This window comes from Microbacterium sp. K2 (assembly GCF_051365005.1).
GTDB lineage: Bacteria > Actinomycetota > Actinomycetes > Actinomycetales > Microbacteriaceae > Microbacterium > Microbacterium foliorum_B.
Genome location: NZ_JBLWII010000001.1, coordinates 1,963,156 through 1,989,562, shown reverse-complemented (window position 1 = coordinate 1,989,562; position 26,407 = coordinate 1,963,156). Strand labels below are relative to the sequence as shown.

Below are 26,407 nucleotides of genomic sequence, written 5' to 3'. Positions count from 1 at the left end.
GTCTTCTGCAGCTACGCTCGCGGGGGTGAGCACAGACGACGAGACCGTCATCCACGTGACACCGGATGCCGCGTGGCTTCCCCGACACGGCAGGGCTGAGGTGATTCGCCGCAGCATTCCTCCCGGGCCGATGAGCCTGGTACGGCTGCTGCTGCGACGGGATGATCGCGTCTTCTGCGTGCCGAGACCCGAGGACGCTCGCCTCGATCTGCCGCATCGCATCGTTGGAGCCGACGACCCGCGCGGAGAGGCCGCGATCATCGATCTCACCGAGAAGGTGACCGGATGCCGTGCGCCGCTGACGTTCACGGGCGCTGTGCGAAACGTCGTCGACTCACCCGACGTCGACTACCCCTGGCCGGCGCCCCGTGCCCACTTCGGTGTCTGGGTATCGGAGGCCGCTCCCGTCATCGAGGGGGTCTGGATCGGTGTCGGTGAGGGGTCCGTTCTGCGCGAGCGGCATTGGTTCCCTCTGGTGAGCTGAAGCAAAGTTCCTCGAGACCGCTTGCCGTAACTCCGACGGAAGCGGCGACACCGACTAGCGGGCCAGCGTTGCACGAAGAAGGCCCCGCCATTGGCGGGGCCTTCGATTTCTTATGTCCGCGGGGGGAGGCGTAAGCCCGCAAGTCCCGCGACTCGTGTAACCCATTGTACATTCAAGGGATGCCCGCTGCCAGCCCGCCTGACGACGTCGAGATCCGTGCCACCCTGAGCGCTCCGCGATCCGCCACCTACGTCGCTGCCGCCGGTGGCGACGTGCTGCGGGCCGTCGAGCTGTACGGCTGGAACGCGCGCGTGTCTGCTGCATTTATGCTTCCGGCGCACTTCGCCGAGATCGCCACTCGCAATGCGGCGGCAGAGGTCCTTGAGCGATTGTATGGACCGAGCTGGCCATGGAATCCCACGTTCGAGGCCAGCCTGCCCGCCACCGGGCGGTACAACCAACGCCGGGATCTGGTAGCCACACGCCTCAGCAACCCCACCACGGGGAAGGTGATCGCAGAACTGAAGTTCGTGTTCTGGCAGAAGCTCTTCACTGGACGCAACGACACTCGACTCTGGGCGCCTCACATCGCATCGGTCTTCCCCTATGCGCCGGCCATGCCAGCGGCTAGCTTGCGCAACCGGGTCTACCAAGACCTCGACGTCCTCCGTCACCTCCGCAACCGTCTCGCGCACCATGAGCCCGTCTTCACCCGAAACCTGCTGGACGATCTGACACGCACCGTCGATCTGATCGAGCTGCGAAGCCGGAGCACTGCGAGCTGGGTACGTGCGATGGAGGACGTGACATCGATCGTCGCCGAGCGACCGTAGTGGTGGGTCTGGAATCGCCGCCTACGCGCTCTCGCGCACGACGAGCTCGGTGTCGAGGATGACCGAGCGGGGAGAGGCGCCGGCGATGACCTCGAGCAGCACGGCGACCATCTTCGCGCTGATCTGATCCCAGGGCTGGCGCATGGTCGTGATCGGCGGCTCGTGCGTCGCGGCGAGGCCCGAGTCGTCGAACCCGGCGATCGCGATGTCCTCGGGAACGCGGCGTCCGGCTCGGCGGGCGGCGGCGATGGCTCCGGCGGCCATCCGGTCGGATGCGGCGAAGACCGCGTCGACGTCGTGCTCGAGCATCCGGGTCATGGCCGCCTGACCTGACTCGAACGAGTAGTCGCCCACCTCGACCAGGGTCTCGTCGAACAGCTCGCCGAGCTCCTCGCGGAAGCCGACCAGGCGGTAGCGCCCACCGGGGGTGTCGTCGGGGCCCGTGATCATGCCGATGCGGCGGTGGCCCTGCGCCACGAGGTGCGCGGCCATCGTGCGGGCCGAGGCGACCTCGTCGACCGAGATCGTCGAGAGCTCTCGTTCGTGACCGAGGGGCAGGCCGCAGCAGACGGTGGGGATGCCGACCTCGATCAGCTGGTCGAGCAGCGGATCGGACTCATGCGACGAGATCAGCATGACTCCGTCGACGTGCCCCGCGCTGAGGAACTGGGCGACGCTCTCGCGCTCGGCGGGGGTTCCGGCGACGAGCAGCACCAGCGTCATCGCCCGCTGTGCGAGGGCCTCGGCCGCACCGCGCAGCAGCAGAGCGAAGGTCGGGTCATCGAACAGCAGTTGCTGCGGCTCGGTGAGAAGAAAGGCGAGTGAACCCGCGCGGCCGGTGGCGAGACTGCGGGCGTGATGGTTGGCGGTGTACCCGGTCGCGAGGATCGCCTCTTCGACGGCCTGCCTGGCATCGGGGGACACCCAGTGCCCGCCGTTGATCACACGCGAGACCGTGCTGCGGGACACCCCCGCCTGCGCCGCGATCTGGCGGATCGTCGGCTTGCGCTTCGCGCTGACATCACTCATCGCCTGTGACTCTACCCACAGCATCCCGTCCAGCGGTAGTCCAGACTGGGACCGGTCTCAGTTCGGTAACGGCGGTTGTGATCGACGGCCGACCTGGGGTAGAACTGAGACCGGTCCCAGTCAGTCTCATGAGTCAGGCTGAGACCGGTCCCAGTCGATTGAGCGACAGCACGCCGGGACCGCACCACGAACCACACCGACCCGATGGAGTGCCGATGACCTCGCCCCACGCCTGGCCCGAGCTGCGCGGAATCGCCTATGGCGGCGACTACAACCCCGAGCAGTGGTCGCCCGAGACGTGGCGCGAAGACGTCATCCTGATGCGTGAGGCCGGGGTCAACCTGGTCAGCGTCGGCATCTTCTCGTGGGCGCTCATCGAGGTCGCCGAGGGCGAGTTCGACTTCGCATGGCTCGACGAGCTGCTCGACCTGCTGCACGCGAACGACATCAAGGTCGACCTGGGCACTCCGACGGCATCCCCGCCGGCGTGGTTCTTCGCGAACCACCCCGATGCGCACGTGATCGACCGCGAGGGTCGCACGATGGGCTTCGGCTCGCGCGGCATGGCCTCGCACTCGTCGCCGGCCTACCGCGAGGCGATCGTGCGGATCGCGGATGCTCTCGCGGCGCGCTATGCGCAGCATCCGGCCGTCGTGCTGTGGCACGTGCACAACGAGTACGGCGTTCCCGTCGGCGAGGACTACTCGCCCAACGCGGTCGCCGCCTTCAGGCTCTGGCTCCAGGAGAAATACGGCTCGCTCGACGCGTTGAACAGCGCGTGGGGCACCGCCTTCTGGGGTCAGCACTACTCGGCATGGGAGCACGTCGGTGCCCCGGCCATCGCCCCCAGCGTCGTGAACCCGGCCCAGCGCCTCGACTTCGCGCGCTTCACGGATCACCAGCTGCGCGCGTGCTTCATCGCCGAGCGCGACGCGATCCGCGCGCACGCCACGCAGCCTGTCACCACGAACTTCATGGCCAACCAGAGCTGGACCACCGACCTCTGGGCGTGGGGCCGCGAGGTCGACATCGTCTCTGACGACCACTACCTGTGGGCCGCCGACGAAGACGCGCACATCGGTCTCGCGATCGCCGCCGACCTCAGCCGCTCGGTCGGCGGCGGCAAGCCGTGGATCCTCATGGAGCACTCGACGTCGGCCGTCAACTGGCAGCCTCGCAACATCGCCAAGCGTCGCGGTGAGATGAAGCGCAACTCCTTCACGCACCTCGGCCGCGGGGCCGACGGAATCCTGTTCTTCCAGTGGCGCGCAGGCCGCTCGGGTGCCGAGAAGTTCCACTCCGCGATGCTGCCGCACGCCGGCACCGAGTCGCGGGTCTTCCGCGAGGTCGTCGATCTGGGTGCCGCGCTCGGCCGCCTCGACGAAGTGCAGGGCAGCACGGTCAAGGCCGACGTCGCGATCCTCTGGGACTTCGAGTCGTTCTGGGCGCAGGACCTCGAGTGGCGCCCCTCCGAAGATGTCACGCACGCCGCGCAGGTGCGCCGCTTCTACGAGCAGCTGTGGCGCGACGGCATCACGGTCGACTTCGCTCTGCCCGGGCAGGACCTCTCGGGCTACCGCCTGGTCGTCGCGCCGGCGCAGTACCTGCTGAGCACCGCGGATGCCGCGAACCTCACCTCGTACGTCGAAGACGGCGGCACGCTGCTCGTGTCGTTCTTCTCGGCCATCGTCGACGAGAACGACGCCGTGCACGCAGGTGGCTTCGTCGCCCCGCTGCGCGAGGCCCTCGGTCTCACGGTCGAGGAGTTCCTGCCGCTGCGCGAGGGCGAGAGCCACGGACTCGACTGGGTCGACCACGAGGGCATCGTCGCCGACGTCTGGCAGGAGGACATCGCGCTCGAAGGAGCCGAGGTCGTCGCGAACTTCTCGGGCGGCCCCGGCGAGGGCGAGCCCGCGATCACGCGCCACCGCCACGGCGCCGGCACCGGCTGGTACGTCGGCACCCGACTGGATGCCGCCGGAATGCGCGCACTCCTGCACGAGGTCTACGCCGATGCCGACGTCACCCCGTCGGGTGTCGCCGAAGGTCTCGAGGTCATCACCCGGCACGGCGCCGACGCGGTCTACCGCATCGCCGTGAACCACCGTGATGACGACGTCGAGCTCGAAGCCGCGGGCGTCGAGCTCCTCACCGGCGCCGCGATCTCGGGCGCTCTGACCATCGCGGCGGGCGGCGTCGCCGTCATCCGCACCTCCCACTGACAGCACGATCCGCACGACCCTGCACCACCTCGAATCACACAGCAACACCCACCCCGGTCGCGATGACGCGCAGCGCATCGTCGGCCACGACAGATAGGAAAACGCATGCGCAAGCACATCGGAGTCGGCGCACTCGCTCTGGCCGCGGCCGTGGTCCTCGCGGGCTGCTCCGCCGGCGCACCCGAAGGCGGCGACGACGCCGCATCCGGCGACGGCGCTGAACTCGTCATCTGGACGGACGCGGAGCGCGAAGCCGCGATCACCGCGGCCGCCGAGGCATTCGAAGAGGAGACCGGAGCCACGGTCACCCTCGTGCAGAAGAACTTCGAAGACCTCCGCAACGACTTCATCGCGCAAGTCCCGACCGGTGAGGGACCCGACATCACCGTCGGCGCCCACGACTGGCTGGGCGCGCTGGTCGCGGCCGGTGTCGTCGACACGATCGACCTCGGCGACAAGGCGTCGGAGTTCGAGCAGGTCGCCCTCGACGCCATGACCTACGACGGCCAGCTCTACGCGATGCCGTACTCGCTCGAGACCATCGCCCTCGTGCAGAACGTCGACCTCGTCGGCGCCGAGGCCCCGGCCACCTGGGACGACATGATCGCCAAGGGTGTCGCGGCAGGCACCGAGCGTCCGTTCGTCATCAACACCGGTGGCGAGACCGGCGACGGCTACACGATGTACGGACTGCAGACGTCGTTCGGTGCCCCCGTCTTCGTGCAGGACGACACCGGCTCGTACACCAGCGAGGTCGGCATGGGCGGAGCGCCCGGCGAGGCGTTCGCCACCTGGCTCGGCGCCAACGGCTCGAGCGGCACCGGATACATCTCGACCACGATCGACTACGACATCAACAACGAGCTGTTCGCGTCGGGCAAGGCCCCGTACACGATCCAGGGCCCGTGGGCCATCAGCGCCTTCGATGGTGTCAACGTCGCCGTGAACCCGATCCCCTCTGCGGGTGGCGAGGCCGCCGCACCGTTCGTCGGCGTGCAGGGCTTCTACCTCTCGAGCAAGAGCAAGAACGCGCTCCTCGCCCAGGAGTTCCTCACGAACTACCTCGGCACCGAAGACGCGCAGCGTGCGCTCTACGAGGCCGACCCCCGCATCCCCGCGTGGTCGACGCTCGCCGAGGAGGTCTCGTCAGACCCGATCACCGCCGGCTTCGTGGCATCCGCCCAGTCCGGCGTGCCGATGCCGTCGATCCCCGAGATGGGCTCGGTCTGGGATCTGTGGAACGCCGCGCAGGCGCAGATCATCAACGGCGCCGACCCCGTGTCGACGTGGAACACCATGGTCGCCGACCTCGAGACGACTCTCGCCGGTTGACCCGACCGAATGCCGGTCGTTGAGCGAAGACGCGAAGCGACCGAGACGAAACGCGTCATGGCACGCGGGCGCGTTTCGTCTCGCTTCGCTCGCTCAACGACCGATGCATCGACAGGACTGATGACATGACGATCCAGGCACCTCCGGCCGAGGCCCCCACCCCCGTGGTGAAGCCCTCGCGCGAATCCCACGCCCGCCGCTTCCGCGGCCTCGGCTGGGGCTTCCTCATCAAGCTCGCGCTGATGGCGTTGGTCAACGCCTTCGGCATCATGACCGCGATCTCGGCCTGGAGCGCCGAGTCGTGGATCGTCCTCGGCGTCGTCGTGCTGCTGGTGATCATCGCCGACTGGGTGTACTTCACCCGCAAGGCGCTGCCGCTGAAGTATCTGCTGCCCGGGCTGATCTTCCTGCTCGTCTTCCAGGTCTTCATCTTCGGCTACACGGCGTACATCGCCTTCACGAACTACGGCACCGGTCACGTCGGCACGCAGGAGCAGGCTGTCGAGGCCGCGCTGATCCAGGGCGAGCGTCGCATCGACGGCTCGTCGGACTACCCGCTCTCGATCGTGCAGCGCGGCGGCGAGCTCGGTTTCGCGATCGTCGACGACGACGGTGACGTGCAGGTCGGATCCGCGACCGAGCCGCTGACCACCGCATCCGATGCCGAGATCGGCACCACCGGCGCCCCGAGCGAGGTGCCCGGCTGGGAGGTCGTCCCGCGGGCGACCGTGCTGACCGATCCGACGCTCGGCGCGAGCATCAAGGACCTTCGCGTCCCGGTCTCGGACGACCCGAACGACGGGTCGATCCGCACCCGCGAGGGGTCGACCGGCTCGGTCTACGAACCGACGCTGGTGTGGGATGCCGAGGCGCAGACGATCACCGACACGCAGTCGGGCACGGTCTACACGGCCACGGATCTCGGTGCGTTCGTGGCCGAGGACGGCACGGCGCTGCCGACGGGCTGGTCGGTGAACGTCGGCTTCGCGAACTTCGTGAAGCTCTTCACCGACGCGAACCTGGCCGGCACCCTGCTGAGCGTCACGGTGTGGACCTTCGCCTTCGCGATCCTGTCGGTCGTGCTGAGCTTCGCCGTCGGCCTCGGCCTCGCGATCGTCTACAACGACCCGCGCGTCAAGGGCCGCAGGTTCCTGCGAGCGCTGTTCATCCTTCCCTACGCGTTCCCCGCGTTCATGGCCGCGCTGCTGTTCCGCGGCATGTTCAACGCCGAGTTCGGCGTGATCAACGACCTGTTCTTCTTCGGCTCGCAGATCAACTGGCTCGGCGACCCGTGGCTGACCCGAGCCGCGGTGATCTTCGTGAACGTGTGGCTGAGCTACCCGTACTGGTTCCTCGTGTGCACGGGCGCGCTGCAGTCGCTGCCGGGCGAGACCCTCGAGGCGGCCGAGATCGACGGTGCCAACAAGCTGCAGCGCTTCCGGGCGATCGTGCTGCCGCTGCTGCTCGTCTCGACCGCACCCCTGCTGATCGCCTCGTTCGCGGTGGCGTTCAACAACTTCACCGTGATCTACACCTTCAACAACGGCGGGCCGGCCATCGCCGGCGCTCCGTACGCACTGGGCTCGACCGACATCCTCGTCTCGGCCATCTACGACGTCTCGGGCGTCTCGGGTGGTGCGGCCGACTACGGCCTCGCGAGTGCGCTGTCGATCATCGCCTTCATCGTGGTCGGTCTCATCTCAGCGCTGAGCTTCCGACAGACCCGCAAGCTCGAGGAGTACCAGTGATGAGCGAGACCAGAGTCATCGTGACCGGTTCATCGAAAGAGGCGGATGCCGCGCGCGCAGGCGCACGTCGCCGCCGCTGGTGGAGCGAGGTCGGCTGGAAGTACATCCTGGCCGCGGGCGTGCTGTTCTTCGCCGCGTTCCCGCTGGTCTACGTGCTGTCGACGTCGCTCAACCCGAACGGCAGCCTCGCGGCATCCAGCGCCCTGTTCAGTGCGTTCGACCCCGCGAACTACATCGCCCTCGGCGAATCCCGCTACTGGGTGTGGTTCGGCAACACCCTGCTGATCGGCGGCGTGACCGCGGTCGGCTCGGTGCTCATGGGAGCCTGCGGCGCCTACGCGTTCTCTCGCTTCCGCTTCAGCGGGCGACGCGCGAGCCTCACCACGCTGCTCGTGCTGCAGATGTTCCCGCAGGCGCTCGCCTTCATCGCGATCTTCCTGATGCTGCAGACCATCGGCGACGTGGTTCCGGCACTTGGCATCAACTCGAAGATCGCCCTGATCTGCGTCTACCTCGGCGGCGCACTCGGTGCGAACACCTTCTTGATGTACGGGTTCTTCAACACGATCCCCGTCGAGATCGACGAGTCGGCGAAGATCGACGGCGCCAGCCATGCGCAGATCTTCTGGCGGCTCATCATGCCGCTGGTCGTGCCGATTCTCGCGGTCGTCGCGCTGCTCGCGTTCCTCGCGGCCTTCGGCGACTTCATCCTGTCGAAGATCATCCTCACGTCCGAAGACAACTGGACCCTCGCCGTCGGCATGTATCAGTGGGTCTCGAACCAGCTGACCTCGCGCTGGGGGCTGTTCGCCGCCGGTGTCGTCGTCGCCGCCGTGCCCGTGCTCGCGCTGTTCTTCTCGCTGCAGAAGTACATCGTCGGCGGGCTCACCCAGGGATCCGTCAAGGGCTGATCCTCTCTTCCCGCACTGCTCGAAAGGCCGTCATGCACCGTCGCACGCGTTCCCTTCTCTCCACCGCCCTGGCCACGGTCACCGCCGTCGCCCTGATCGGCGTCGCACTGCCGGCGTCGGCCGCACCGTCCGTACCGGCTGCTGTCGCCGTCGCTGAGCCGGTGGAAGCCAGCATCACCGTCCCCCGGGTCGAGAACCTGCCCGACGACTTCATCGGCGGCGTCGACGTGTCGTCGGTGCTGTCGCTCGAGGAGTCGGGTGTCGTCTTCCGTGACTCCGAGGGCACGCCGGGTGATCTGTTCGAGATCCTCGCCGACGCCGGTGTCACCGACGTGCGGGTGCGCGTGTGGAACGACCCGTTCGACGCGAACGGCAACGGCTACGGCGGCGGCGACGTCGACGTGGATCGGGCGATCGAGATCTCGCAGCGGGCGACGGATGCCGGACTCGGCGTGCTCGTCGACTTCCACTACTCCGACTTCTGGGCCGACCCCGCCAAGCAGCAGGTGCCCAAGGCCTGGGAGGGCCTGACGGCCGATCAGGTCGCCGCCGAGGTGGGCACATTCACCCGCGATGCTGTGCGACGACTGGTGGATGCCGGAGTCGACCTGCGCATGGTGCAGGTGGGCAACGAGACCAACGGCGGCGTCGCGGGAGTGCGCGGCTGGGACGACATGGCGAAGGTGTTCTCGGCAGGCTCGGCCGCCGTGCGCGCCGAAGCGCCCGACACTCTCGTCGCCGTGCACTTCACCAACCCCGAGCGCGCCGGCTTCTATGCCGACGTCGCCGCGCAGCTCGACAGCCGCGACGTCGATTACGACGTGTTCGCGTCGTCGTACTACCCGTTCTGGCACGGCACACCCGAGAACCTCACGTCGGTGCTCTCGCACGTCGCCGAGACCTACGGCAAGAAGGTCATGGTCGCCGAGACCTCGTGGGCGTTCACGCTCGACGACGGAGACGGCCACGGCAACGTGATCGACCTGCCCGCCGAGGCGACGCAGTACCCCGTGAGCGTGCAGGGTCAGGCCGATGCGGTGCGCGCGGTCGTGCAGGCGGTCGCCGACGTCGGCGAGGCCGCCATCGGTGTCTACTACTGGGAGCCCGCGTGGCTTCCGGTGGGGCCGCCGTCGCAGCTCGAGCAGAACAAGGTGCTCTGGGAGCGCGACGGCTCGGGGTGGGCGTCGAGCTTCGCGGGCGAGTACGAGCCCCATGATGCGGGCCAGTGGTTCGGGGGATCGGCGTGGGACAACCAGGCGCTGTTCGGCTTCGACGGCACGGCATCCGATGCGCTGAACATCTTCTCGTACGTGCGCACCGGGGCCCAGGCTCCGCGGGCGGTCGAGTCGGTGCAGCCCGTGGCGCTGGAGCTGGTCGAGGGTGATGCCGTCGAGCTGCCGGGCGAGGTGTCCGTGCTCTATAACGACGGGTCATCGGAGCAGCAGGCGGTCACCTGGTCTGACGCGGCGCAGTACATCGAAGGCATCGGCGAGTACGCGATCTCGGGCGTGACGGACGCGGGCCTCGCTGCCTCTGCCACGGTCACGATCTCGGCGCGCAACTATCTGCGCAACCCCGGCTTCGAGGATGCGGACACGAGCATGTGGGGCGTGAACGGATCCGGGCTCACGCTGCGTGCGTGGGACGACCCGCGCAGCGGAACCCACTCGGCGCACTTCTATTCGGCATCCGGCTACTCGTTCGAGCTGTCGCAGACGGTGACCGGGCTGCCCGCCGGGTCGTACGTCGCGCGAGCGTCGCTGCAGGGCGACGGGGAGGGCGCCGACGGACGGGCGTCGCTGTCGCTGTCGTCCCCGTCGACCGCCGGTGCTGCTGCGGCCTTCGGGTTCGAGGGCTGGCGAGTGTGGTCGACGCCGATGACCGAGGCGCTGCAGGTGGGGGCTGAGGGCACGGCTGTCGTGCGAGTCTCCGCGGCTCTTCCGGCGGGGGCGTGGGGAACGATCGACGATCTCGAACTCGTGCGTGAACCGGTGCCCGGTGCCGACACCTCACAGCTGCGCGAGCGGCGCGATGCGGCCGCGGCTCTCGACCTGGCGGCGTATGTCGAGGCGTCGACGGATGCGGTGCCCGGTGCGATCGCGCGAGCCGACATCGTGCTCGTGGCGACCAGCCCGAGTGCGGATGCCGTGGCGGGAGCCGTGGCGGCTCTGGATGCCGCGGTCGACGCGCTCGTGCTGAAGGACTCGGCGACGGCCGCGCCGGCTCGGGGAGTGCTGTCGCACGACAACGGCCACGACACCGGCCTGCTCGACGGCGACTTCACACTCACCATGAATCTGTGGTGGGGACAGAACGCCACCAAGTTGCGGGTGTTCGAGAACGGCGTGCTGATCGAGACGGTGCCGCTCACCTTCGGCGGGACAACGGCGCAGACCGCGCAGGTCGCCGTGACCGGCAAGGCCAACGGCAGCTACGTCTACACCGGCGAACTGGTCAACTCGCGAGGCGTGACGGCGGTGAAGCCCGTGACGGTGAAGGTGAAGGATGCCGCCCCGGGTGCTCCCGTGCTCTCGGCCGACAATTGGGATGGCGACGGCTCGTACACGCTCACCGCCGACATGTGGTGGGGGACGAACGCGACCTCGTACCGCCTGTACGAAGACGGCGCGCTGATCTCCGAGGGCGACATGGTCGCGAGCAGTCCTGCCGCGCAGCGGGTGGCGGTGCCGGTCGCCGACCGTGCGGTGGGAAAGCACACCTACCGCGTCGAGTTCGTGAACGCCGCCGGCAGCACTCAGAGCAAGACGCTCACGGTCACCGTCAAGCGCTGACGGCACACACCGAGAGCCCGGCATCCTGAGGCGGATGCCGGGCTCTCGGGCGGTTCGCGGACTACTTGCTGAGGAAGTCCTTCAGCGCGGCGTTGACCTCGTCGGCGTGGGTCCAGAGCAGACCGTGCGGGGCGCCCTCGACCTCGACGTAGGTCGCGGCGGGCACGGCCTGGTGGAAACGGCGGGCGGTGGCATCGATCGGCAGGATGTTGTCCTTCGTGCCGTGCAGGATCAGCGTGGGCTTGCCGGCGTCACGCACGGCGTCGACATCGCCGCGGAAGTCCTCGATCCACGACGAGACCACGGCGTAGGCCGCGACCGGGGCGCTGGTGACCGAGAGGTTCCAGTTGGCGTCGACGACCTGCTGGCTGATGCGGCTGCCGAGGTTCTCGTCGAGGTTGTAGAAGTTGTTGTAGAAGTCGGTGAACCAGGCGTAGCGGTCGCCCTTGGCTGCGGCCTCGATGCCGTCGAAGACATCCTGCGGCACGCCCTCGGGGTTGTCGTCGCGCTGCACGAGGAAGGGCTCGAGCGACGCGAGGAACGCGAGCTTGGCGACCCGGTCGTGGCCGTACTTCGCGACGTAGCGGGCGAGCTCACCGGTGCCCATCGAGAAGCCGACGAGCACGACGTCGCGCAGGTCGAGGGTCTCGAGCACCGTGTTGAGGTCGGCGGCGAACGTGTCGTAGTCGTAGCCGCTGCCGACCTTCGACGACTGGCCGAATCCGCGGCGGTCGTAGGTGATGACGCGATAGCCCTGCGCGAGCAGCTCGCGGGTCTGGCGCTCCCAGCTGTGTCCGTTCAGCGGGTACCCGTGGATCAGGACGACGGGCTGGCCCGATCCCTGGTCTTCGTAGTAGAGCTCGATCGGGGTGCTGTTCTCGTTTCCGACGGTGATGTAACCCATGATCCTGATCCTTTTCGGTCTGGTGAGAACGGTCGTTCTCGGCTGATGTTGTCCACTGTAGAGAACGCTCGTTCTCATGTCAAGTACACTGAGAATATGACGGAGCAAACGGTGCGTGAACAGATCCTTGCGGCGGCGGACGAGCTCTACTACCGCAAGGGATACGCGGCTGTCGGCATGGACGAGCTGAGGGCCGCGGCCGGCGTGTCGCTGCGGCGCCTGTACGCGCTGTTCCCGTCGAAGACCGACATCGTCACGGCGGTTCTCGCCCGCAAGCACGGCGAGTGGGAGTCGGGGCTGACGGGGGCGGTGGCGGATGCCGGGGCCGACCCGCGAGACCGACTGCTCGCCGTCTACGGGTATCTCGAGGACTGGTTCTGCACCGACGACTTCCGCGGCTGCGCCTTCATCAACGCGTTCGGCGAACTCGGCGGCACCAACCCCGAGGTGGCGAAGATCGTGCGCGACCACAAGGCCTCGTTCCAGGCGTACATGGCGGGGCTCGTCGTCGCGGCGGGGGCGCCCGCATCCCTCGCTGCGCAGCTGTCGATCCTCGCCGAGGGTGCGCAGAGCACCGCGGCCATCGCCGCGGATCCGCAGGTCGCCGTGCAGGCGCGCAATGCGGCCGAGGTGCTGATCGACGCGGCGGTCGCAGCCTGAGAGCCGATCTTCGCCGGAGATTTAGCTAGCCTGGCTAGCGTTTTCGGGTGCCGGTGTCAAGGCTGGTGCGTTCCCGCGGTCGCGCGCGTATGGTGCGAGCATGGAATCCCGGATGCAGGACATCGGTCGCCAGACGATCATCATCGCTTCGGCGACCTTCATGCTGATAGCCGCGGCCGTCGGATCCGGCGCGTTCGGAGGCACCTCGGTGAGCGAGCTGCAGGATGGCGCGCTCTCGGCCCAGGGGTCGTATCTCGCCCCGGCCGGCCCCGCCTTCTCGATCTGGTCGCTGATCTACCTCGGGCTCATCGCCTACACGGTGTGGCAGGCGCTTCCGGCGCAGCGGGCGGATGAGCGCCAGCGCGCGGTCGGCGGATGGATCGCCGCGTCGATGATCCTGAACGGGCTCTGGCTCGTGACGGCGCAGTTCCTGTCGCTTCCGCTGACGGTGCTCGTGATCGCGCTGTTGCTCGCCACCCTCGCCCGGGTCATCGTGATCCTCGGCCGCAGCCGCGCCCGCACCTGGACCGAGCGCATCGTGGTCGACGGTGCGAACGGCCTGCACTTCGGCTGGGTCACGATCGCGACCGTGGCCAACACGACAGCGTGGTTCACGCAGATCGCCCCGGCAGCGTGGGCAGACCAGGCCGAGATCTGGGCCGTCGCCGTGCTCGCCGTCGTGCTCGTGATCGGCGTGGCCAGCGCCCTCGTCACTCGGCGCATCGCCCCTGCCCTCGCGACCGCGTGGGGTCTCGGCTGGCTGGCCGTCGGTCGTCTGACCGGCGAACCCGAGAGCACCGTCACCGCGATCGCCGCGATCATCGTCGCGGTCGCCCTCGTCGCGGCGGGTGTCTGGGGAGTGCTGCGCCGCCCTCGTGCCGACATCGCCCTCTGACCCTGCGCTCGGTCGCGAATAGCCTGTTCTCATGAGTGCGGATCAGCTGAGCTTTCACACGACGATCGGTGTCGAGGTCAAGGGCGAGACGTGGAGCTGTGTCGAGATACCCGGTTCCGCGGAGTTCTTCGGCACCGGGAAGACCGTCAGGGTCGACGCCCTGGTAGACGATGTGAAGCTCGAGAACGTCGGCGCGATGGTGACCGGTACGGGTGGACACATGGTGTCGCTGAATGCGAAGGCGCGGAAGTCACTGGGCAAGGACATCGGTGACACCGTCGAGGTCACCATCACCCGCCGGTAGGCCAGCTCAGAGGACGAGCCGGTAGCCCATTCCCGACTCGGTGAGCAGGTGCACCGGAGTGCTGGGCTCGGCCTCGAGCTTCTTGCGCAGCTGCGACATGTACAGGCGCAGGTAGCCCGAGTCGGAGACCTGCTCGCTGCCCCAGATCTCCTTGAGCAGATCCTGCCGGGTGACCAGGGCGCCGGGATGCCGGGCGAGGTGCTCGAGCATGCGCCACTCGGTGGGAGTGAGATGCACGCGCGCACCGGCGCGGGTGACGGTCTTCGTCGCGAGGTCGACCACGACGTCACCGAACCCGACGGTCGATTCGCCTCCGGCGGGCACCGACCGACGCGACAGCGCTCGCAGTCGCGCGAGCAGCTCGTCGACCTGGAACGGTTTGGTGACGAAGTCGTCGGCTCCGGCATCCAGTGCTTCGACCTTGTCGGCCGACCCGGTGCGACCCGAGACGACGATGATCGGCACGGTGGTCCAGCCGCGCAGCGCCTGGATCACCTCGATGCCGTCGAGTCGCGGCATGCCGAGGTCGAGCATGATGATGTCGGGGTGCGTCTGCGCGGCGGCGGCCACAGCAGCCGCACCGTCGGCGGCCACGACCACCTCGTAGCCGTGGGCGGCGAGGGTGATGCGCAACGCCCGCACCATCTGCGGGTCGTCGTCGGCGATGAGGAGCTTCACTCCGTCTCCTCCTGCGTGAGATCGGGTTCTCCTGCCAGAGGCAGTGAGATGACCATGGTGAGTCCACCACCCGGCGTGTCCTCGGGTGTCAGGGTACCGCCCATGCCCTCGGTGAACCCGCGCGACAGCGCGAGGCCGAGGCCGAGGCCGGCGGTGTTGTCGGTGTCGCCGAGACGCTGGAACGGCTGGAAGATGCGGTCGTGCTTCTCGGCCGGCACACCCTTGCCCCGGTCGATGATGCGGATCTCGGCGTGGTCTCCGATGGTGCTCGTCGACACGATCACGCGATTGTCGGTCGGAGCGTGGCGGTGTGCGTTCGCGATGACGTTCACGAGCACCCGCTGCAGAAGCACCGGATCGGCCGACACGGCCGGCAGGTCGGCATCCAACGCCAGCTCCACGTCGTCGGGACCGAGGGCGAGTTCGTCGACGGCCGCGAGCACGGGACCCGCGACGTCGAGCCGCATGTTCGAGACGGCGAGCACTCCGGCCTGCACGCGGCTGACATCGAGCAGATCGGTGACCAGTGACGACAGGGTGGCGAGGCTCTCATCCGCCGTGGCGAGCAGCTCTTCACGATCGGATGCCGACAGGCCGTGCGCCCCGCGGAGCCCGCCGATCGCCGCGACGGCCGAGGCCAGCGGGCGGCGCAGGTCGTGGCTGACGGCCGAGAGCAGGGCGCTGCGCACCTGGTCGGTCTCGGCGAGAGCAGCGACCTCGCGGGCAGTGGCGCGCAGGTCGGTGTGCTCGATCGCGGCGGCGAGCTGGGCGACGATCGCGTCGAGCAACCGCCGAGCCGGGGTGTCGAGGGGTTCGCCGTGCAGTTCGAGCACGGCGGGTGCCGATCCGCCTGCGCCGACCGGAATCGAGGTGGCCCGGCCGTCGGGAACGGGTTCGCCGTCGCTTGCCAGCACTTCGCCGTCGGCGGTGAGCAAGCGCACGCCGGTGAGACCGAATGCCTCTCGCGTGCGGCTGACCATGGCGAGCACGGCGTTGTCCCCGCGGAGCACATTGCCGGCGACGGCGGCGAGCAGCTCGGCCTCGGCGGCGGCGCGCTGGGCGGTGCGGGCTCGTCGAGCGGCCTGGTCGACGATGATGCTGACGAGAATGGCGATCACGACGTACAGCGCGAGGGCGAGCACGTGCAGCGGGTGGGCGATCGTGATGGTGAAGATCGGCGAGACGAACAGGAAGTCCAGCGTGATGCCCGACAGCACGGCAGCGAAGACGGCCGGTCGCAGACCTCCCACCAGAGCGACGATCACCACGAGCAGTTGGAACGCCAGCACCTCGACCGTGATCGACTCGGGACTGCGGAACGCGAACATCGCCCACGAGAGCAGCGGTCCGACGATGAGCGCGATCACGAAGCCCAGCACCTGACGGCGCCATCCGAGCGCGCCTCCGGTGATGCGGGGGAGTGCAGCGCGCCCGCCTGCGGCGGCGTGCGTCACGATGTGCACGTCGATGTCGCCGGAGCGGCGGATGACCTCCGATCCGATGCCGGGTCCGGTCAGGGCGGCCGCGAGACGTCCGCGGCGGCTGACGCCGATGACGAGCTGCGTGGCGTCGGCACCGTGCGCGAACTCGACGAGCGTGCCGGGGATGTCGTCGCCGATGATCTGGTGGAAGCTGCCGCCGAGCGACTCGACGAGCGACCGCTGAGCGGCCAGGGCGCCGGGCGTCTCGTCTCGGAGGCCGTCTTGAGCGGCGATGTGCACCGCGAGCAGCTCGCCACCGGCTGAGCGGGCGGCGATTCGGGCCCCTCGACGCAGCAGCGTCTCGCCCTCGGGCCCGCCGGTGAGGGCGACGACAACGCGCTCACGCGCCTGCCAGGTACCCTCGATGCCGTGGTCGGCGCGGTAGCTGCGCAGCGCGCTGTCGACCTCGTCGGCGAGCCAGAGCAACGCGAGCTCGCGCAGCGCCGTGAGGTTGCCGAGACGGAAGTAGTTCGACAGCGCGGCATCGATGCGCTCGGCCGGATACACGAGGCCGGCCGACAGCCGGTCGCGCAGCGACTGCGGCGCGAGGTCGACGACCTCGATCTCGTCGGCGGCGCGCACCACCGCATCCGGGATCGTCTCCTGCTGCGCGATGCCGGTGATCTTCTCGACCACCGCGTTCAGCGACTCGATGTGCTGCACGTTCACGGTGGTGACGACGTCGATGCCCGCATCGAGCAGCGCGTTGACGTCCTGCCAGCGCTTCGTGTTCTGCGAACCGGGGGTGTTGGTGTGGGCGAGCTCGTCGACGAGGGCGATCTCGGGGCGACGCGCGAGCACCGCCTCCAGGTCCATCTCGCTCAGCGGCACGCCGCGATGCAGGTCGATGCGACGGGGCACCTCGGGGATGCCGATGGTCTGCGCCGCCGTCGCCGCGCGCTCATGCGTCTCGACGATCGCGATCACGACATCGCGGCCCTCATCGAGCAGTCGGCGACCTTCGACGAGCATCTCGAAGGTCTTGCCGACACCGGGCGCTGCGCCGAGCAGCACGCGGAGTCGGCCGCGCCGCGGTATCCGCTCTGCCGTCATCAGCCCTCCTGCTCATCGAGCGCGAGATTGAGTTCGGCGACGTTGATGCGCTCTTCGCCGAGGAATCCCAGATCCCGCCCTTGAATCCTAGACTCCACGAGGTCGCGCACCTGCTGCTCGGGCAGGCCGCGCTCGTCGGCCACCCGCGGCACCTGCAGCAGGGCGTAGGCGACGCTGATGTGCGGGTCGAGGCCCGAGCCGGATGCCGTCACGGCGTCGGCCGGCACGGCGTCCGGGCTCACGCCCTCGCGATCGGCGATGGCCGCCTGGCGCTCGCCGATCGCCGTGACCAGGTCGGGGTTCTCCGGGCCGAGGTTGCTGCCGCTCGAGCTGGTCCCGTCGTAGCCGTCGCCCGCGGCTGACGGACGCGACTGGAAGTACTCGGGAAGGGCCTCGCCGTCGGCATCCGTGAAGGACTGGCCGATCAGCGAGCTGCCCTTGTCGTCGGCGAGCGGCGAGCCGTTCGACTGCCACGGAAGGAGCAGCTGCCCGATGCCGGTGACGACCAGCGTGTAGCCGACGCCGAGCACGAGGGTGAGCACGAGCATCGCGCGGATGGCCACGCCGGCGGTGCGGGCCATGGTGCGGGTGGAGGACATGAGATGCCTTTCAAAGTCGGAGGGTTGTATGTGTGACCACTGCGGGGGCCGACACGCCAGTCGGAGGACCGGCGACGGGGTTGCGTCCGACATCTGGAGTGTCGGCCCACGATCTGGGGTCAGAAGCCGGGGATGAGGGTGATGACGAGGTCGATCAGCTTGATGCCGATGAACGGAGCGATCACACCGCCGAGGCCGTAGACCAGCAGGTTGCGCTGCAGGATCTGCGAGGCGCTCGCCGGCCGGTACTTCACTCCGCGGAGCGCGAGCGGGATGAGGAACACGATCACGATCGCGTTGAAGATGATCGCGCTGGTCACGGCGGATGCCGGCGAGTGCAGCTGCATGATGTTGAGCGCCGCGAGCCCGGGGAAGACACCCATGAACATCGCCGGGATGATGGCGAAGTACTTGGCGATGTCGTTCGCGAGCGAGAACGTCGTGAGGGCTCCGCGGGTGATGAGCAGCTGCTTGCCGATGCGCACGATGTCGATGAGCTTGGTCGGGTCCGAGTCGAGGTCGACCATGTTGCCGGCCTCCTTCGCCGCCGACGTGCCGGTGTTCATCGCGACGCCGACGTCGGCCTGGGCCAACGCCGGGGCGTCGTTCGTGCCGTCGCCGGTCATGGCGACGAGTCGGCCGCCCTCCTGCTCGCGCTTGATCAGCTCGAGCTTCTGCTCGGGAGTCGCCTCGGCGAGGAAGTCGTCGACCCCGGCCTCCTTCGCGATCGCGGCGGCGGTCAGCGGGTTGTCGCCCGTGATCATCACCGTGCGGATGCCCATGCTGCGCAGCTCCTCGAACCGCTCGCGCAGGCCGTCCTTCACGATGTCCTTGAGGTGTACGACGCCGAGCACCTCGCCGGTGCCCTCGGCAGGCTTGACGGCGACGACCAAGGGAGTGCCGCCGCTCGAGGCGACACGGTCGGTGAGGGCGGTGAGCTCGGCCTCCGTGTCGAGTCCGAGCCAGGCGCTGATCGCCGAGCCTGCACCCTTGCGGATCTGCGTGCCATCGGGCAGGTCGAGGCCCGACATGCGGGTCTGCGCGGTGAACGGCACGACGACCGCTCCGGCCGGCTCGGCGATCCGGATGCCGTGCGACGCGGCCAGCTCGACGATCGACGCGCCTTCCGGGGTCGGGTCGGCGAGGGACGAGAGCGCGGCGACGCGCAACAGCTCCTCGGCGTCGACTCCTGCGAGAGGCAGCACCTCGTGGGCGCGCCGGTTGCCGTAGGTGATGGTTCCGGTCTTGTCGAGCAGCAGGGTGGTGACGTCTCCCGCGGCCTCGACGGCACGGCCCGACATGGCGAGCACGTTGCGCTGCACGAGACGGTCCATGCCGGCGATGCCGATGGCCGAGAGCAGGGCGCCGATCGTGGTCGGGATCAGGCACACGAGCAGGGCGATGAGCACCGGGATGCTGACGGGCGAGGCCGCATACGACGCGATCGGGTTGAGCGCGAGCACCACCACGACGAACACGATCGACAGGCTCGCGAGCAGGATGTTCAGCGCGATCTCGTTGGGGGTGCGCTGGCGGCTCGCGCCCTCGACGAGGGCGATCATGCGGTCGACGAACGTCTCGCCGGGCTTCGAGGTGATGCGCACGACGATGCGATCAGACAGCACGCGGGTGCCACCGGTGACGGCGCTGCGGTCGCCGCCGGATTCGCGGATGACCGGGGCGCTCTCACCCGTGATGGCCGACTCGTCGACGGTCGCGATGCCGGCGATGATGTCGCCGTCACCGGGGATCAGCTCACCCGCCGTGACGATCACGATGTCGTCGCGCTGCAGCTCGGCCGACGAGACGTCGACCGTCTCGGTGCGCTCTGCCGTGGCATCCGTGCCGGCGTCATACCTGACGACCTTGCGGGCCATCGTGCTGGTGCGGGTCTTGCGCAGGCTCGCGGCCTGCGCCTTGCCGCGGCCCTCGGCCACCGACTCGGCGACGTTGGCGAACAGCACGGTCAGCCAGAGCCAGATCGCGATGCCCCAGGTGAACGGCGCGGGCACCGGGGTTCCGCCCGAGTCGGCGGGTCCGCCGAGGAAAGGCTCGGCGACCGCGAGCACCGTCGTGAACGCGGCGCCGACCCAGACGAGCAGCATCACAGGATTGCGCACGAGGGATGCAGGGTTGAGCTTGCGCAGCGCTCCCGGCAGAGCCTGGGTCAGCTGCGCCCAGCCGAACGAGCGGGCGGGTGCAGCGGGCGTCGAGTCGGATGCCGCAGCATCCTGCTGTTCCGATGGTGTGGTGATGATGGTCATGTCAGACGAGTCCTTCAGCGAGGGGTCCCAGTGCGAGCACGGGGAAGTAGGTGAGTGCCGTGATGATGACCGTGACGGCGGTGAGGAGGCCGACGAACTGCGGTCGGTGCGTGGGCAGGGTTCCGGTGTTCTCCGGCACGCGCTGCTGCGCGGCGAACGATCCGGCCAGGGCCAGCACGAGCACGATCGGCACGAACCGGCCGAGCAGCATCGCGATGCCCAGCGCGGTGTTGAACCACGGGGTGTTCGCGGTGAGGCCGGCGAAGGCGGAGCCGTTGTTGTTCGATGCCGATGTGAAGGCGTAGAGCACCTCGCTCATGCCGTGCACGCCGGGGTTGAGGACGCTGGTCGCCTCGACGTCGGCACGGATGCCGGGGATCGCGAAGCTCAGGGCCGTGCCGATCAGCACGAGGGTGGGCGTCACGAGGATGTAGAGGCTCGCGAGCTTGATCTCCTTCGGACCGATGCGCTTGCCGAGGTACTCGGGGGTGCGGCCGACGAGCAGTCCGCCGACGAACACCGCGATGATCGCGAGCACGAGCATGCCGTAGAGGCCCGAGCCGACGCCGCCGGGGGCGACCTCGCCGAGCATCATGTTGAGCATCGGCATCATGCCGCCGAGTGCCGTGTACGAGTCGTGCATCGAGTTGACGGCACCGGTCGACGTCAGGGTGCTCGCGCTGCCGAACAGGGTCGAGCCGAGGATGCCGAAGCGCACCTCCTTGCCCTCCATCGCGGCGCCCGCGAGTTCGGGGGCGCTGCCGCGGCCGGCGAGCTCGAGGGCCGAGAGCGCGAAGGTCGAGATCAGGAAGATCGTTCCCATGACGGCGGCGATCGCGTAGCCCTGGCGGTCGTCGCCGATCATGCGGCCGAAGGTGCGGGGGAGTGCGAACGGGATCACGAGGATCAGAAGGATCTGCAGCAGGTTGGTCCAGCCCGTCGGGTTCTCGAACGGATGCGCGGAGTTGGCGTTGAAGAACCCGCCGCCGTTGGTGCCGAGCAGCTTGATGGCCTCCTGTGAGGCGACCGGTCCGCCGGGGATTGTCTGCGTGCCGCCCGAGACCGTGGTCACGTCGGTGAAGCCGGCGAAGTTCTGCGCCACACCGCCCGCGATCAGGGCGATGGCGGCGATCAGAGCGATCGGCAGCAGGATGCGTCCGAGCCCGCGGATCAGGTCGACCCAGAAGTTGCCGATCGTGGTCGAGCCGCGGCGTGAGAGGCCGCGGATCAGCGCGACCGCGACGGCCAGACCGACGGCGGCCGAGACGAAGTTCTGCACAGTGAGGCCCGCGAGCTGCACGGTGTAACCCATGGTCTGCTCGGGCGAGTACGACTGCCAGTTGGTGTTCGCGACGAACGACGCGGCGGTGTTGAAAGCGAGCCCCTCGGGCACGGCCGGGAGTCCGAGCGACTGGGGCAGGAAGCCCTGCAGACGCTGCAGCCCGTAGACGAGCAGCAGGCCGACGACCGAGAACGCGAGGACGCTGCGCGCGTAGGCCCGCCAGGTCTGCTCGGATGCCGGGTCGACGCCGATCAGGCGGAAGACGCCCCGCTCGGCCTTCAGGTCACGGGGCGTGTTGAAGACGTGCGCCATGTAGTCGCCCACGGGGCGGTAGAGCAGCACGAGGGCGACGACGAGCGCGGCCGCCTGGAGGATGCCGAACCAGAGTTCGGTGCCGGCGCCCATCAGAACTTCTCCGGGGCGACGAGAGCCACCACGAGGTAGACGACGGCGGCCACGGCGAGGGCGGCGGCGATGATCTCGAAGACGATCACAGTCGTTCCACCCCCTTCGCAACCAGGGAGACGAGGGCGAACAGCGCGAGAGTCAGCGCGATGTAGATGATGTCGAGCACGAGACTCGATACAACTCCCGTGCGGACCGGCATATCGCGATCCTCACGCTTTGCCTACGGGGGCGTGCGGGATGCATGCGAGTTGCTCACGTTCCGAGGTCGTGTGGACTTTCTCGCGCCTCGATGTCGCATCCCGCCGTCGTCGTTCGTGGTGCAGGTAGGAGGCGACCGTTTCGGGTGGTCTCGCAGATGAGAGGCACGGTGACGACGTGTACAACGATCCGATGATGGCGAGTGTTCTCTACCGGCTGGAGGCAGAGGAGGCAGAGCAGGCCATCGAGCGGCGCCGCGTCGCCCTCGAGCACCCCGGCATGGTCAGGCGGCCGTCGCTGTGGGCTCGCGCTCGCCGCGTCTGGGAGGGCGCCCCTTCTCGCCGAAGCCTCGAAGGGGAATGATCGTGATGACGGCCGGTTCGCTGCAGGTCCCGCTCGTCCGACCGGATGGAGAGAGCACGCATGACTCGAGGGGCGGCATCCAGGGGTCGCGGTGCGGAATGACGCGATGACGGCGGATGCCGGGCGGTCGCGAGCCGCTGATGTCGATGCGCGCGTCGCTCGGGTGTATCGCGAGGAGTGGGCGCGGATCGTCGCCGGGCTGACTCGGCGCTGCGGTGATCTCGGGCTCGCCGAAGAGATGGCCGCCGAGGCGTTCGCCTCCGCTGTCGAGCGGTGGCCGGGCGAGGGCGTGCCGCCGAATCCGGCCGGGTGGATCACCACCACGGCCTATCGCAAGGCCATCGATCGGCTGCGCCGGGAGTCGTTCCGCGACGCGAAGCAGCGGGAGGCGCTGATGCTGCACGACCCCGAACCTCCCGAGCCGACCGGCGCCATCGACGACGACCGGCTGCGTCTGCTGTTCACCTGCTGCCACCCGGCCCTGTCACTCGAAGGGCGCGTCGCTCTGACTCTTCGCGTGGTCGCCGGCCTCACGGTCGAAGAGATCGCGCGAGCCTTCCTGATGCAGGAATCCGCCGTGCGGCAGCGCATCACGCGGGCGAAGTCGAAGATCAAGACCGCGCGGATCCCCTATCGGGTTCCCGCGCCCGAAGACCTGCGCGTGCGCATCGACGGGGTGTTGGCCGTGCTCTATCTGGTTTTCAATGAGGGCTACTTCGCGTCCGGATCTGAAGTGCCTGCGCTGCGCAGCGAGCTGACCATCGAGGCGATCCGGCTCACCAGACTCGCCAGAGAGCTGCTGCCCGACGACGCAGAGGTCGCGGGGATCCTGGCGCTCATGCTGCTCAGCGAAGCGCGCTCCCCTGCCCGACTCACGGCAGAGGGGGAGCTGGTGCGACTCGATGAGCAGGATCGCGGGCTGTGGAATCGTGGGCTGATCGACGAAGGCCTCTCGCTTCTCGACCGACTGCGCGGCTCGGCGCCCGGCCGCTACACGTTGCTCGCCGAGATCAACGCGGTGCATGCCTCCACGGTGGATGCGGGGCGCACCGACTGGCAGCGCATCGTCGAGCTCTACGAGCAGTTGGAGCGCGTCGACCCGAGTCCCGTCGTCACTCTCGGCAAGGCCGTGGCGATCGCCGAACGGGACTCACCACAGCAGGCGCTGGTCATCGTCGAGTCGTTGCGCGATGAACTGGCGGACTTCCACGGCTTGCATGTGACTCGGGCCGAGCTGCTGCGCGCAGCGGGCAGGCCCGCAGATGCCGTGGACGCCTATGACCGCGCGATCTCGTTGGCGAGCAACGACGCCGAGATCACCCACCTGACCCGGCGTCGCGATGAGATCGCGGTGCCACTCGTGCCCGGACCCTCCGGCACCATGACAAACGGAGAGAGCAGATGAGCAACAAGTACCTCGTTATCCACATGACCGACCCGACCGGCGGCACGATGCCGCAGGGAGAGGATCAGCGCCTGCTCGAAGACTGGGCTGAGGAGGGCAGGGCGGCCGGCAGCCTGGGCGAGGGCGCTCCGGTCGCCGGCCCCGAGGAGGCGAAGTCAGTGGCCGTGCGAGACGGCAAGGTGCTCGTCAGCGACGGCCCGTTCCCCGAGTTCAAGGAGTGGTTCGCGGGTTACGACATCGTGACCGCCGAGTCGATCGATGAGGCAGCGAGCTTCATGGCGAAGCATCCGACCGCCGTCATGGGGCGGGTCTACATCCTGCCCGTGGTGAAGCTCCCCTGGGACGAGTGACCGCACCCGGCTGACAGGCCGCGAGACGGACACTCACCGGATCACACCCCCACCGGATCTACACTCAGCGAGTGAGTGCGACGCGACAGCGGCTGGGAGCAGGGACGATCATCGTCCTGGCACTCATCGCCGTGGCACTCGTCTGCATCGTCACGGGCGTCCTGCCATCAGCGGATTCCGGGGCGCTCGGTGCCCGCATCGCACCGGTGCTCGGGTTCGTCATCGCGATCACGATCGTCGCCGAACTTGCCCGGGATGCCGCGGTGTTCGACGTCGTCGCACAGCGTCTGGCTCGGTGGGGGCACGGGCGCGTGATCCTGCTCTGGTTGTCTGTCGTGGTGCTCGCCGTCATCAGCACGGTGTTCCTGTCGCTCGACACCACTGCGGTGATCGTGACGCCGGTCGTGGTCGTGCTGGCGCAGAGCGTCGGCATCCCTCCGCTCCCGTTCGCCCTCGTCACGGTGTGGTTGGCGAACACGGCATCCCTCGCCCTGCCCGTGTCGAACCTCACGAACCTGCTCGCCGCACGGTCGATCGGTGACGACCCCCTCGCGTTCCTCGCGCTGAGCTGGGCGCCGACACTCGTCGGGGTGCTCGTGCCCGTCGTGATCCTCACGCTGCGATACCGACGCACGCTCTTCGGCGGGTATCGCACTCCTGCAGGCGGTGGCCCTTCCGACCGGGTGCTCTTCTGGGCGGCCTCCGGCATCCTGCTGCTCCTGATGCCCCTGCTCGCAGTGACCCATGACGTCTGGATCCCTGCGACGGTCGCCGCGCTCGTGCTCATGGTCGTCTTCGGCATCCGGCGTCGTCATGTGCTGCGACTCTCGCTCGTGCCATGGCAGGCGATCGGCCTGGCGGCGGCCCTGTTCGTCGTGGTCGAGACCGCGCACGCGAACGGCATCCTCGACTTCCTGTCGGTCCTCGCGACCAGTGGACACGCGCCCGCAGAGCTGCTGCGTCTCTCTGCGGCGGGCGCGCTCGCCGCGAACGGCGTGAACAACCTGCCCGCCTACCTGATCCTCGAACCCACCGCCGGCGACCCGGTCGCGCTCATGGCACTGCTGATCGGGGTGAACCTCGGCCCGCTGATCACACCGTGGGCGTCGCTCGCCACGCTGCTCTGGCACCACAGAGTGGTGTCGCTGGGGGTCGAGATCCGCTGGGGCAGCCTGATGCTCTGGGGTGCGATCGTCGCCGTGCCGACGGTGCTGGTGGCCACGCTCGTGCTCGCGTTCGTCGCTGGCTGAGACCGTTCATCCCGGCGCTGGCCGGAGGGTAGGGAAAAGGGCAGCGACTCAGGTCACGGGATCTGGGGGAGGTCCGCAGCACGACATGGGGAGTGTGTGCCGGGTGAGGGTCGCTGCCCTACGCCTCCACGCTACGCACATGTCGCCGGATCCGGTGAAACTTCAGTGCCTGATGTATGGTGCGTGGGCATGACACCGGCATAAAGTGTGCCCGTGGGCGACATCAGCGCATCTCTGCCGATTCGGCCGCGGCAGCTGATCCGCGACCAGGTCTTCGCCACGCTCGCCGAGGAGATCATCTCTGGGCGCATGCAGCCCCTCGAAGAGATCCGCGACCAGGATCTGCAGGCCGAATACGGCGTCTCCCGCACGCCCATCCGCGAGGCCCTGAACCGCCTCGCCGACCTCGGGCTCATCGAAGTCAGCACCAACCGGTTCACTCGCGTCGCCCCGGTCGATCTCGACGCGCAGGCCGACCGGGTCGAGACCGCGGTCGCGATGATCGGATACTGCGCGGTCAAAGCCGTGCCGACCTACACCGACGAGCAGGTCGCGTCGCTGCAGGAGCGCATCGACGGACTGCTCGCCGCAGGCCTCGCAGGAGCCTCCAGTCGTGAGGGACTCAGCCTCTGGTATGCGCTCTGGGGTGAGGTCGTGCTGAGCGCCCACAACCAGACGATGATCGACATCCTCGACGGACAACTCGCCCTGCACCTGACCAGAACCGTGCCTGCGCAACCGGTCGCCGCAGAGCTCGTCGACTTCATGCGCACGGGTCTCGAACAGCTGCGCGCGCTGCTTGAGCGACGCGATGGCCAGGGGGTGCGCGAAGTCATCGAACCTCTGTTCCTGAGATCGACGATCGAGCCCCTCCGAGCGGCGGCTGCGCTCGCCACCGCATCCGCCTCCGGCGACCCGACACGCATCGGCCGATCACCCGGGGAATGACATGCCCGACCGGC

At 68.6% G+C, this 26,407-nt stretch carries 23 protein-coding genes; 15 read left to right on the top strand and 8 right to left on the bottom strand.

Features of this window, described 5'->3' with window-relative positions; all coding sequences use genetic code 11:
• Nucleotides 1-25: 25 nt before the first annotated feature.
• Both ACLKOY_RS09630 and ACLKOY_RS09625 read left to right on the top strand, forming a co-directional pair.
• The gene (locus tag ACLKOY_RS09630) at nt 26-484 is read left to right on the top strand and encodes an NUDIX hydrolase (protein ID WP_436453427.1); all 459 of its coding nucleotides are present in this window, start codon (nt 26-28) and stop codon (nt 482-484) included.
• A gap of 179 nt (nt 485-663) precedes the next feature.
• Nucleotides 664-1,317: a hypothetical protein gene (locus ACLKOY_RS09625; protein WP_436453426.1), complete on the top strand. Its 654-nt coding sequence runs from the start codon at nt 664-666 to the stop codon at nt 1,315-1,317.
• Nucleotides 1,318-1,338: 21 nt separating this feature from the next.
• Here ACLKOY_RS09625 and ACLKOY_RS09620 read toward each other — a convergent pair whose 3' ends face one another.
• The gene (locus ACLKOY_RS09620; protein WP_140035881.1) at nt 1,339-2,346 is read right to left on the bottom strand and encodes a LacI family DNA-binding transcriptional regulator; all 1,008 of its coding nucleotides are present in this window, start codon (nt 2,344-2,346) and stop codon (nt 1,339-1,341) included.
• 215 nt (nt 2,347-2,561) lie between these two features.
• Between ACLKOY_RS09620 and ACLKOY_RS09615 the strand changes: the two genes are divergently transcribed.
• The 5 genes from ACLKOY_RS09615 (at nt 2,562) to ACLKOY_RS09595 (ending at nt 11,351) form a co-directional block, all read left to right on the top strand.
• Nucleotides 2,562-4,568 (top strand): beta-galactosidase, encoded by a 2,007-nt coding sequence (locus ACLKOY_RS09615; RefSeq protein WP_436453425.1) that lies wholly within the window; start codon nt 2,562-2,564, stop codon nt 4,566-4,568.
• 105 nt (nt 4,569-4,673) lie between these two features.
• On the top strand, nt 4,674-5,900 hold the full coding sequence (locus ACLKOY_RS09610) for a sugar ABC transporter substrate-binding protein (RefSeq protein ID WP_436453424.1): 1,227 nt from the start codon (nt 4,674-4,676) through the stop codon (nt 5,898-5,900).
• 125 nt (nt 5,901-6,025) lie between these two features.
• Nucleotides 6,026-7,648 (top strand): ABC transporter permease subunit, encoded by a 1,623-nt coding sequence (locus tag ACLKOY_RS09605; RefSeq protein WP_436453423.1) that lies wholly within the window; start codon nt 6,026-6,028, stop codon nt 7,646-7,648.
• The gene (locus ACLKOY_RS09600) at nt 7,648-8,559 is read left to right on the top strand and encodes a sugar ABC transporter permease (RefSeq protein WP_436453422.1); all 912 of its coding nucleotides are present in this window, start codon (nt 7,648-7,650) and stop codon (nt 8,557-8,559) included. Before ACLKOY_RS09605 ends, ACLKOY_RS09600 begins: the two co-directional genes overlap by 1 nt.
• Before the next feature lie 32 nt (nt 8,560-8,591).
• Nucleotides 8,592-11,351, top strand: a complete 2,760-nt coding sequence (locus ACLKOY_RS09595; RefSeq protein ID WP_436453421.1) for a glycosyl hydrolase 53 family protein — start codon at nt 8,592-8,594, stop codon at nt 11,349-11,351.
• Between the two features lie 61 nt (nt 11,352-11,412).
• Here the strand turns inward: ACLKOY_RS09595 and ACLKOY_RS09590 are convergent, their stop codons facing one another.
• Entirely contained in the window at nt 11,413-12,255 is an 843-nt protein-coding gene (locus ACLKOY_RS09590; RefSeq protein ID WP_436453420.1) for an alpha/beta fold hydrolase, read from the bottom strand.
• Between the two features lie 96 nt (nt 12,256-12,351).
• Here ACLKOY_RS09590 and ACLKOY_RS09585 point away from each other — a divergent pair, with 96 nt between their 5' ends.
• From ACLKOY_RS09585 to ACLKOY_RS09575, 3 genes are all read left to right on the top strand, one after another.
• The gene (locus ACLKOY_RS09585) at nt 12,352-12,915 is read left to right on the top strand and encodes a TetR/AcrR family transcriptional regulator (protein WP_042538167.1); all 564 of its coding nucleotides are present in this window, start codon (nt 12,352-12,354) and stop codon (nt 12,913-12,915) included.
• Nucleotides 12,916-13,015: 100 nt separating this feature from the next.
• Nucleotides 13,016-13,810 carry a tryptophan-rich sensory protein gene (locus ACLKOY_RS09580; protein ID WP_436453419.1) on the top strand — a complete coding sequence of 265 codons (795 nt, stop codon included), beginning with the start codon at nt 13,016-13,018 and terminating at the stop codon, nt 13,808-13,810.
• 31 nt (nt 13,811-13,841) lie between these two features.
• On the top strand, nt 13,842-14,114 hold the full coding sequence (locus ACLKOY_RS09575; protein WP_436453418.1) for a DUF1905 domain-containing protein: 273 nt from the start codon (nt 13,842-13,844) through the stop codon (nt 14,112-14,114).
• A 6-nt stretch (nt 14,115-14,120) separates the two neighbouring features.
• Here the strand turns inward: ACLKOY_RS09575 and ACLKOY_RS09570 are convergent, their stop codons facing one another.
• The 6 genes from ACLKOY_RS09570 to ACLKOY_RS09545 form a co-directional block, all read right to left on the bottom strand.
• Entirely contained in the window at nt 14,121-14,792 is a 672-nt protein-coding gene (locus ACLKOY_RS09570; protein ID WP_436453417.1) for a response regulator, read from the bottom strand.
• On the bottom strand, nt 14,789-17,326 hold the full coding sequence (locus tag ACLKOY_RS09565; RefSeq protein WP_436453416.1) for an ATP-binding protein: 2,538 nt from the start codon (nt 17,324-17,326) through the stop codon (nt 14,789-14,791). Before ACLKOY_RS09565 ends, ACLKOY_RS09570 begins: the two co-directional genes overlap by 4 nt.
• Nucleotides 17,326-17,925: a potassium-transporting ATPase subunit KdpC gene (kdpC, locus tag ACLKOY_RS09560; RefSeq protein ID WP_436453415.1), complete on the bottom strand. Its 600-nt coding sequence runs from the start codon at nt 17,923-17,925 to the stop codon at nt 17,326-17,328. Before kdpC ends, ACLKOY_RS09565 begins: the two co-directional genes overlap by 1 nt.
• A gap of 119 nt (nt 17,926-18,044) precedes the next feature.
• Nucleotides 18,045-20,189, bottom strand: a complete 2,145-nt coding sequence (gene kdpB, locus ACLKOY_RS09555; protein ID WP_436453414.1) for a potassium-transporting ATPase subunit KdpB — start codon at nt 20,187-20,189, stop codon at nt 18,045-18,047.
• Nucleotide 20,190: 1 nt separating this feature from the next.
• Nucleotides 20,191-21,876, bottom strand: a complete 1,686-nt coding sequence (gene kdpA / locus ACLKOY_RS09550; protein ID WP_436453413.1) for a potassium-transporting ATPase subunit KdpA — start codon at nt 21,874-21,876, stop codon at nt 20,191-20,193.
• On the bottom strand, nt 21,876-21,965 hold the full coding sequence (locus ACLKOY_RS09545; protein ID WP_056276367.1) for a potassium-transporting ATPase subunit F: 90 nt from the start codon (nt 21,963-21,965) through the stop codon (nt 21,876-21,878). Before ACLKOY_RS09545 ends, kdpA begins: the two co-directional genes overlap by 1 nt.
• A gap of 289 nt (nt 21,966-22,254) precedes the next feature.
• On the opposite strand from ACLKOY_RS09545, the gene ACLKOY_RS09540 reads away from it, so the two are divergent.
• The 5 genes from ACLKOY_RS09540 to ACLKOY_RS09520 all read left to right on the top strand — a co-directional run bounded on the left by ACLKOY_RS09540 (nt 22,255) and on the right by ACLKOY_RS09520 (nt 26,393).
• A complete protein-coding gene (locus ACLKOY_RS09540; protein ID WP_436453412.1) occupies nt 22,255-22,440 on the top strand; it encodes a hypothetical protein in 186 nt (61 codons plus the stop codon).
• A gap of 106 nt (nt 22,441-22,546) precedes the next feature.
• Entirely contained in the window at nt 22,547-23,845 is a 1,299-nt protein-coding gene (locus tag ACLKOY_RS09535) for an RNA polymerase sigma factor (RefSeq protein ID WP_436453411.1), read from the top strand.
• Nucleotides 23,842-24,195 (top strand): YciI family protein, encoded by a 354-nt coding sequence (locus ACLKOY_RS09530; protein WP_436453410.1) that lies wholly within the window; start codon nt 23,842-23,844, stop codon nt 24,193-24,195. The genes ACLKOY_RS09535 and ACLKOY_RS09530 overlap by 4 nt, the downstream gene beginning before the upstream one ends.
• A 71-nt stretch (nt 24,196-24,266) precedes the next feature.
• Entirely contained in the window at nt 24,267-25,445 is a 1,179-nt protein-coding gene (locus tag ACLKOY_RS09525; RefSeq protein WP_436453409.1) for an SLC13 family permease, read from the top strand.
• A gap of 213 nt (nt 25,446-25,658) precedes the next feature.
• Nucleotides 25,659-26,393, top strand: a complete 735-nt coding sequence (locus ACLKOY_RS09520) for a GntR family transcriptional regulator (RefSeq protein ID WP_436453408.1) — start codon at nt 25,659-25,661, stop codon at nt 26,391-26,393.
• Nucleotides 26,394-26,407: the final 14 nt, after the last annotated feature.

Excerpts from the sequence above, each read along its gene's own strand:
- ACLKOY_RS09625 (WP_436453426.1), top strand. The coding sequence starts at position 664 with ATGCCCGCTGCCAGCCCGCCTGACGACGTCGAGATCCGTGCCACCCTG.
- ACLKOY_RS09580 (WP_436453419.1), top strand. The coding sequence starts at position 13,016 with ATGGAATCCCGGATGCAGGACATCGGTCGCCAGACGATCATCATCGCT.
- ACLKOY_RS09595 (WP_436453421.1), top strand. The coding sequence starts at position 8,592 with ATGCACCGTCGCACGCGTTCCCTTCTCTCCACCGCCCTGGCCACGGTC.
- kdpB (WP_436453414.1), bottom strand. The coding sequence starts at position 20,189 with ATGACCATCATCACCACACCATCGGAACAGCAGGATGCTGCGGCATCC.
- ACLKOY_RS09615 (WP_436453425.1), top strand. The coding sequence starts at position 2,562 with ATGACCTCGCCCCACGCCTGGCCCGAGCTGCGCGGAATCGCCTATGGC.
- ACLKOY_RS09585 (WP_042538167.1), top strand. The coding sequence starts at position 12,352 with ATGACGGAGCAAACGGTGCGTGAACAGATCCTTGCGGCGGCGGACGAG.
- ACLKOY_RS09535 (WP_436453411.1), top strand. The coding sequence starts at position 22,547 with ATGACGGCGGATGCCGGGCGGTCGCGAGCCGCTGATGTCGATGCGCGC.
- ACLKOY_RS09600 (WP_436453422.1), top strand. The coding sequence starts at position 7,648 with ATGAGCGAGACCAGAGTCATCGTGACCGGTTCATCGAAAGAGGCGGAT.
- ACLKOY_RS09610 (WP_436453424.1), top strand. The coding sequence starts at position 4,674 with ATGCGCAAGCACATCGGAGTCGGCGCACTCGCTCTGGCCGCGGCCGTG.
- ACLKOY_RS09530 (WP_436453410.1), top strand. The coding sequence starts at position 23,842 with ATGAGCAACAAGTACCTCGTTATCCACATGACCGACCCGACCGGCGGC.
- ACLKOY_RS09575 (WP_436453418.1), top strand. The coding sequence starts at position 13,842 with ATGAGTGCGGATCAGCTGAGCTTTCACACGACGATCGGTGTCGAGGTC.
- kdpA (WP_436453413.1), bottom strand. The coding sequence starts at position 21,876 with ATGGGCGCCGGCACCGAACTCTGGTTCGGCATCCTCCAGGCGGCCGCG.
- ACLKOY_RS09605 (WP_436453423.1), top strand. The coding sequence starts at position 6,026 with ATGACGATCCAGGCACCTCCGGCCGAGGCCCCCACCCCCGTGGTGAAG.
- ACLKOY_RS09565 (WP_436453416.1), bottom strand. The coding sequence starts at position 17,326 with ATGACGGCAGAGCGGATACCGCGGCGCGGCCGACTCCGCGTGCTGCTC.
- ACLKOY_RS09620 (WP_140035881.1), bottom strand. The coding sequence starts at position 2,346 with ATGAGTGATGTCAGCGCGAAGCGCAAGCCGACGATCCGCCAGATCGCG.
- ACLKOY_RS09590 (WP_436453420.1), bottom strand. The coding sequence starts at position 12,255 with ATGGGTTACATCACCGTCGGAAACGAGAACAGCACCCCGATCGAGCTC.
- kdpC (WP_436453415.1), bottom strand. The coding sequence starts at position 17,925 with ATGTCCTCCACCCGCACCATGGCCCGCACCGCCGGCGTGGCCATCCGC.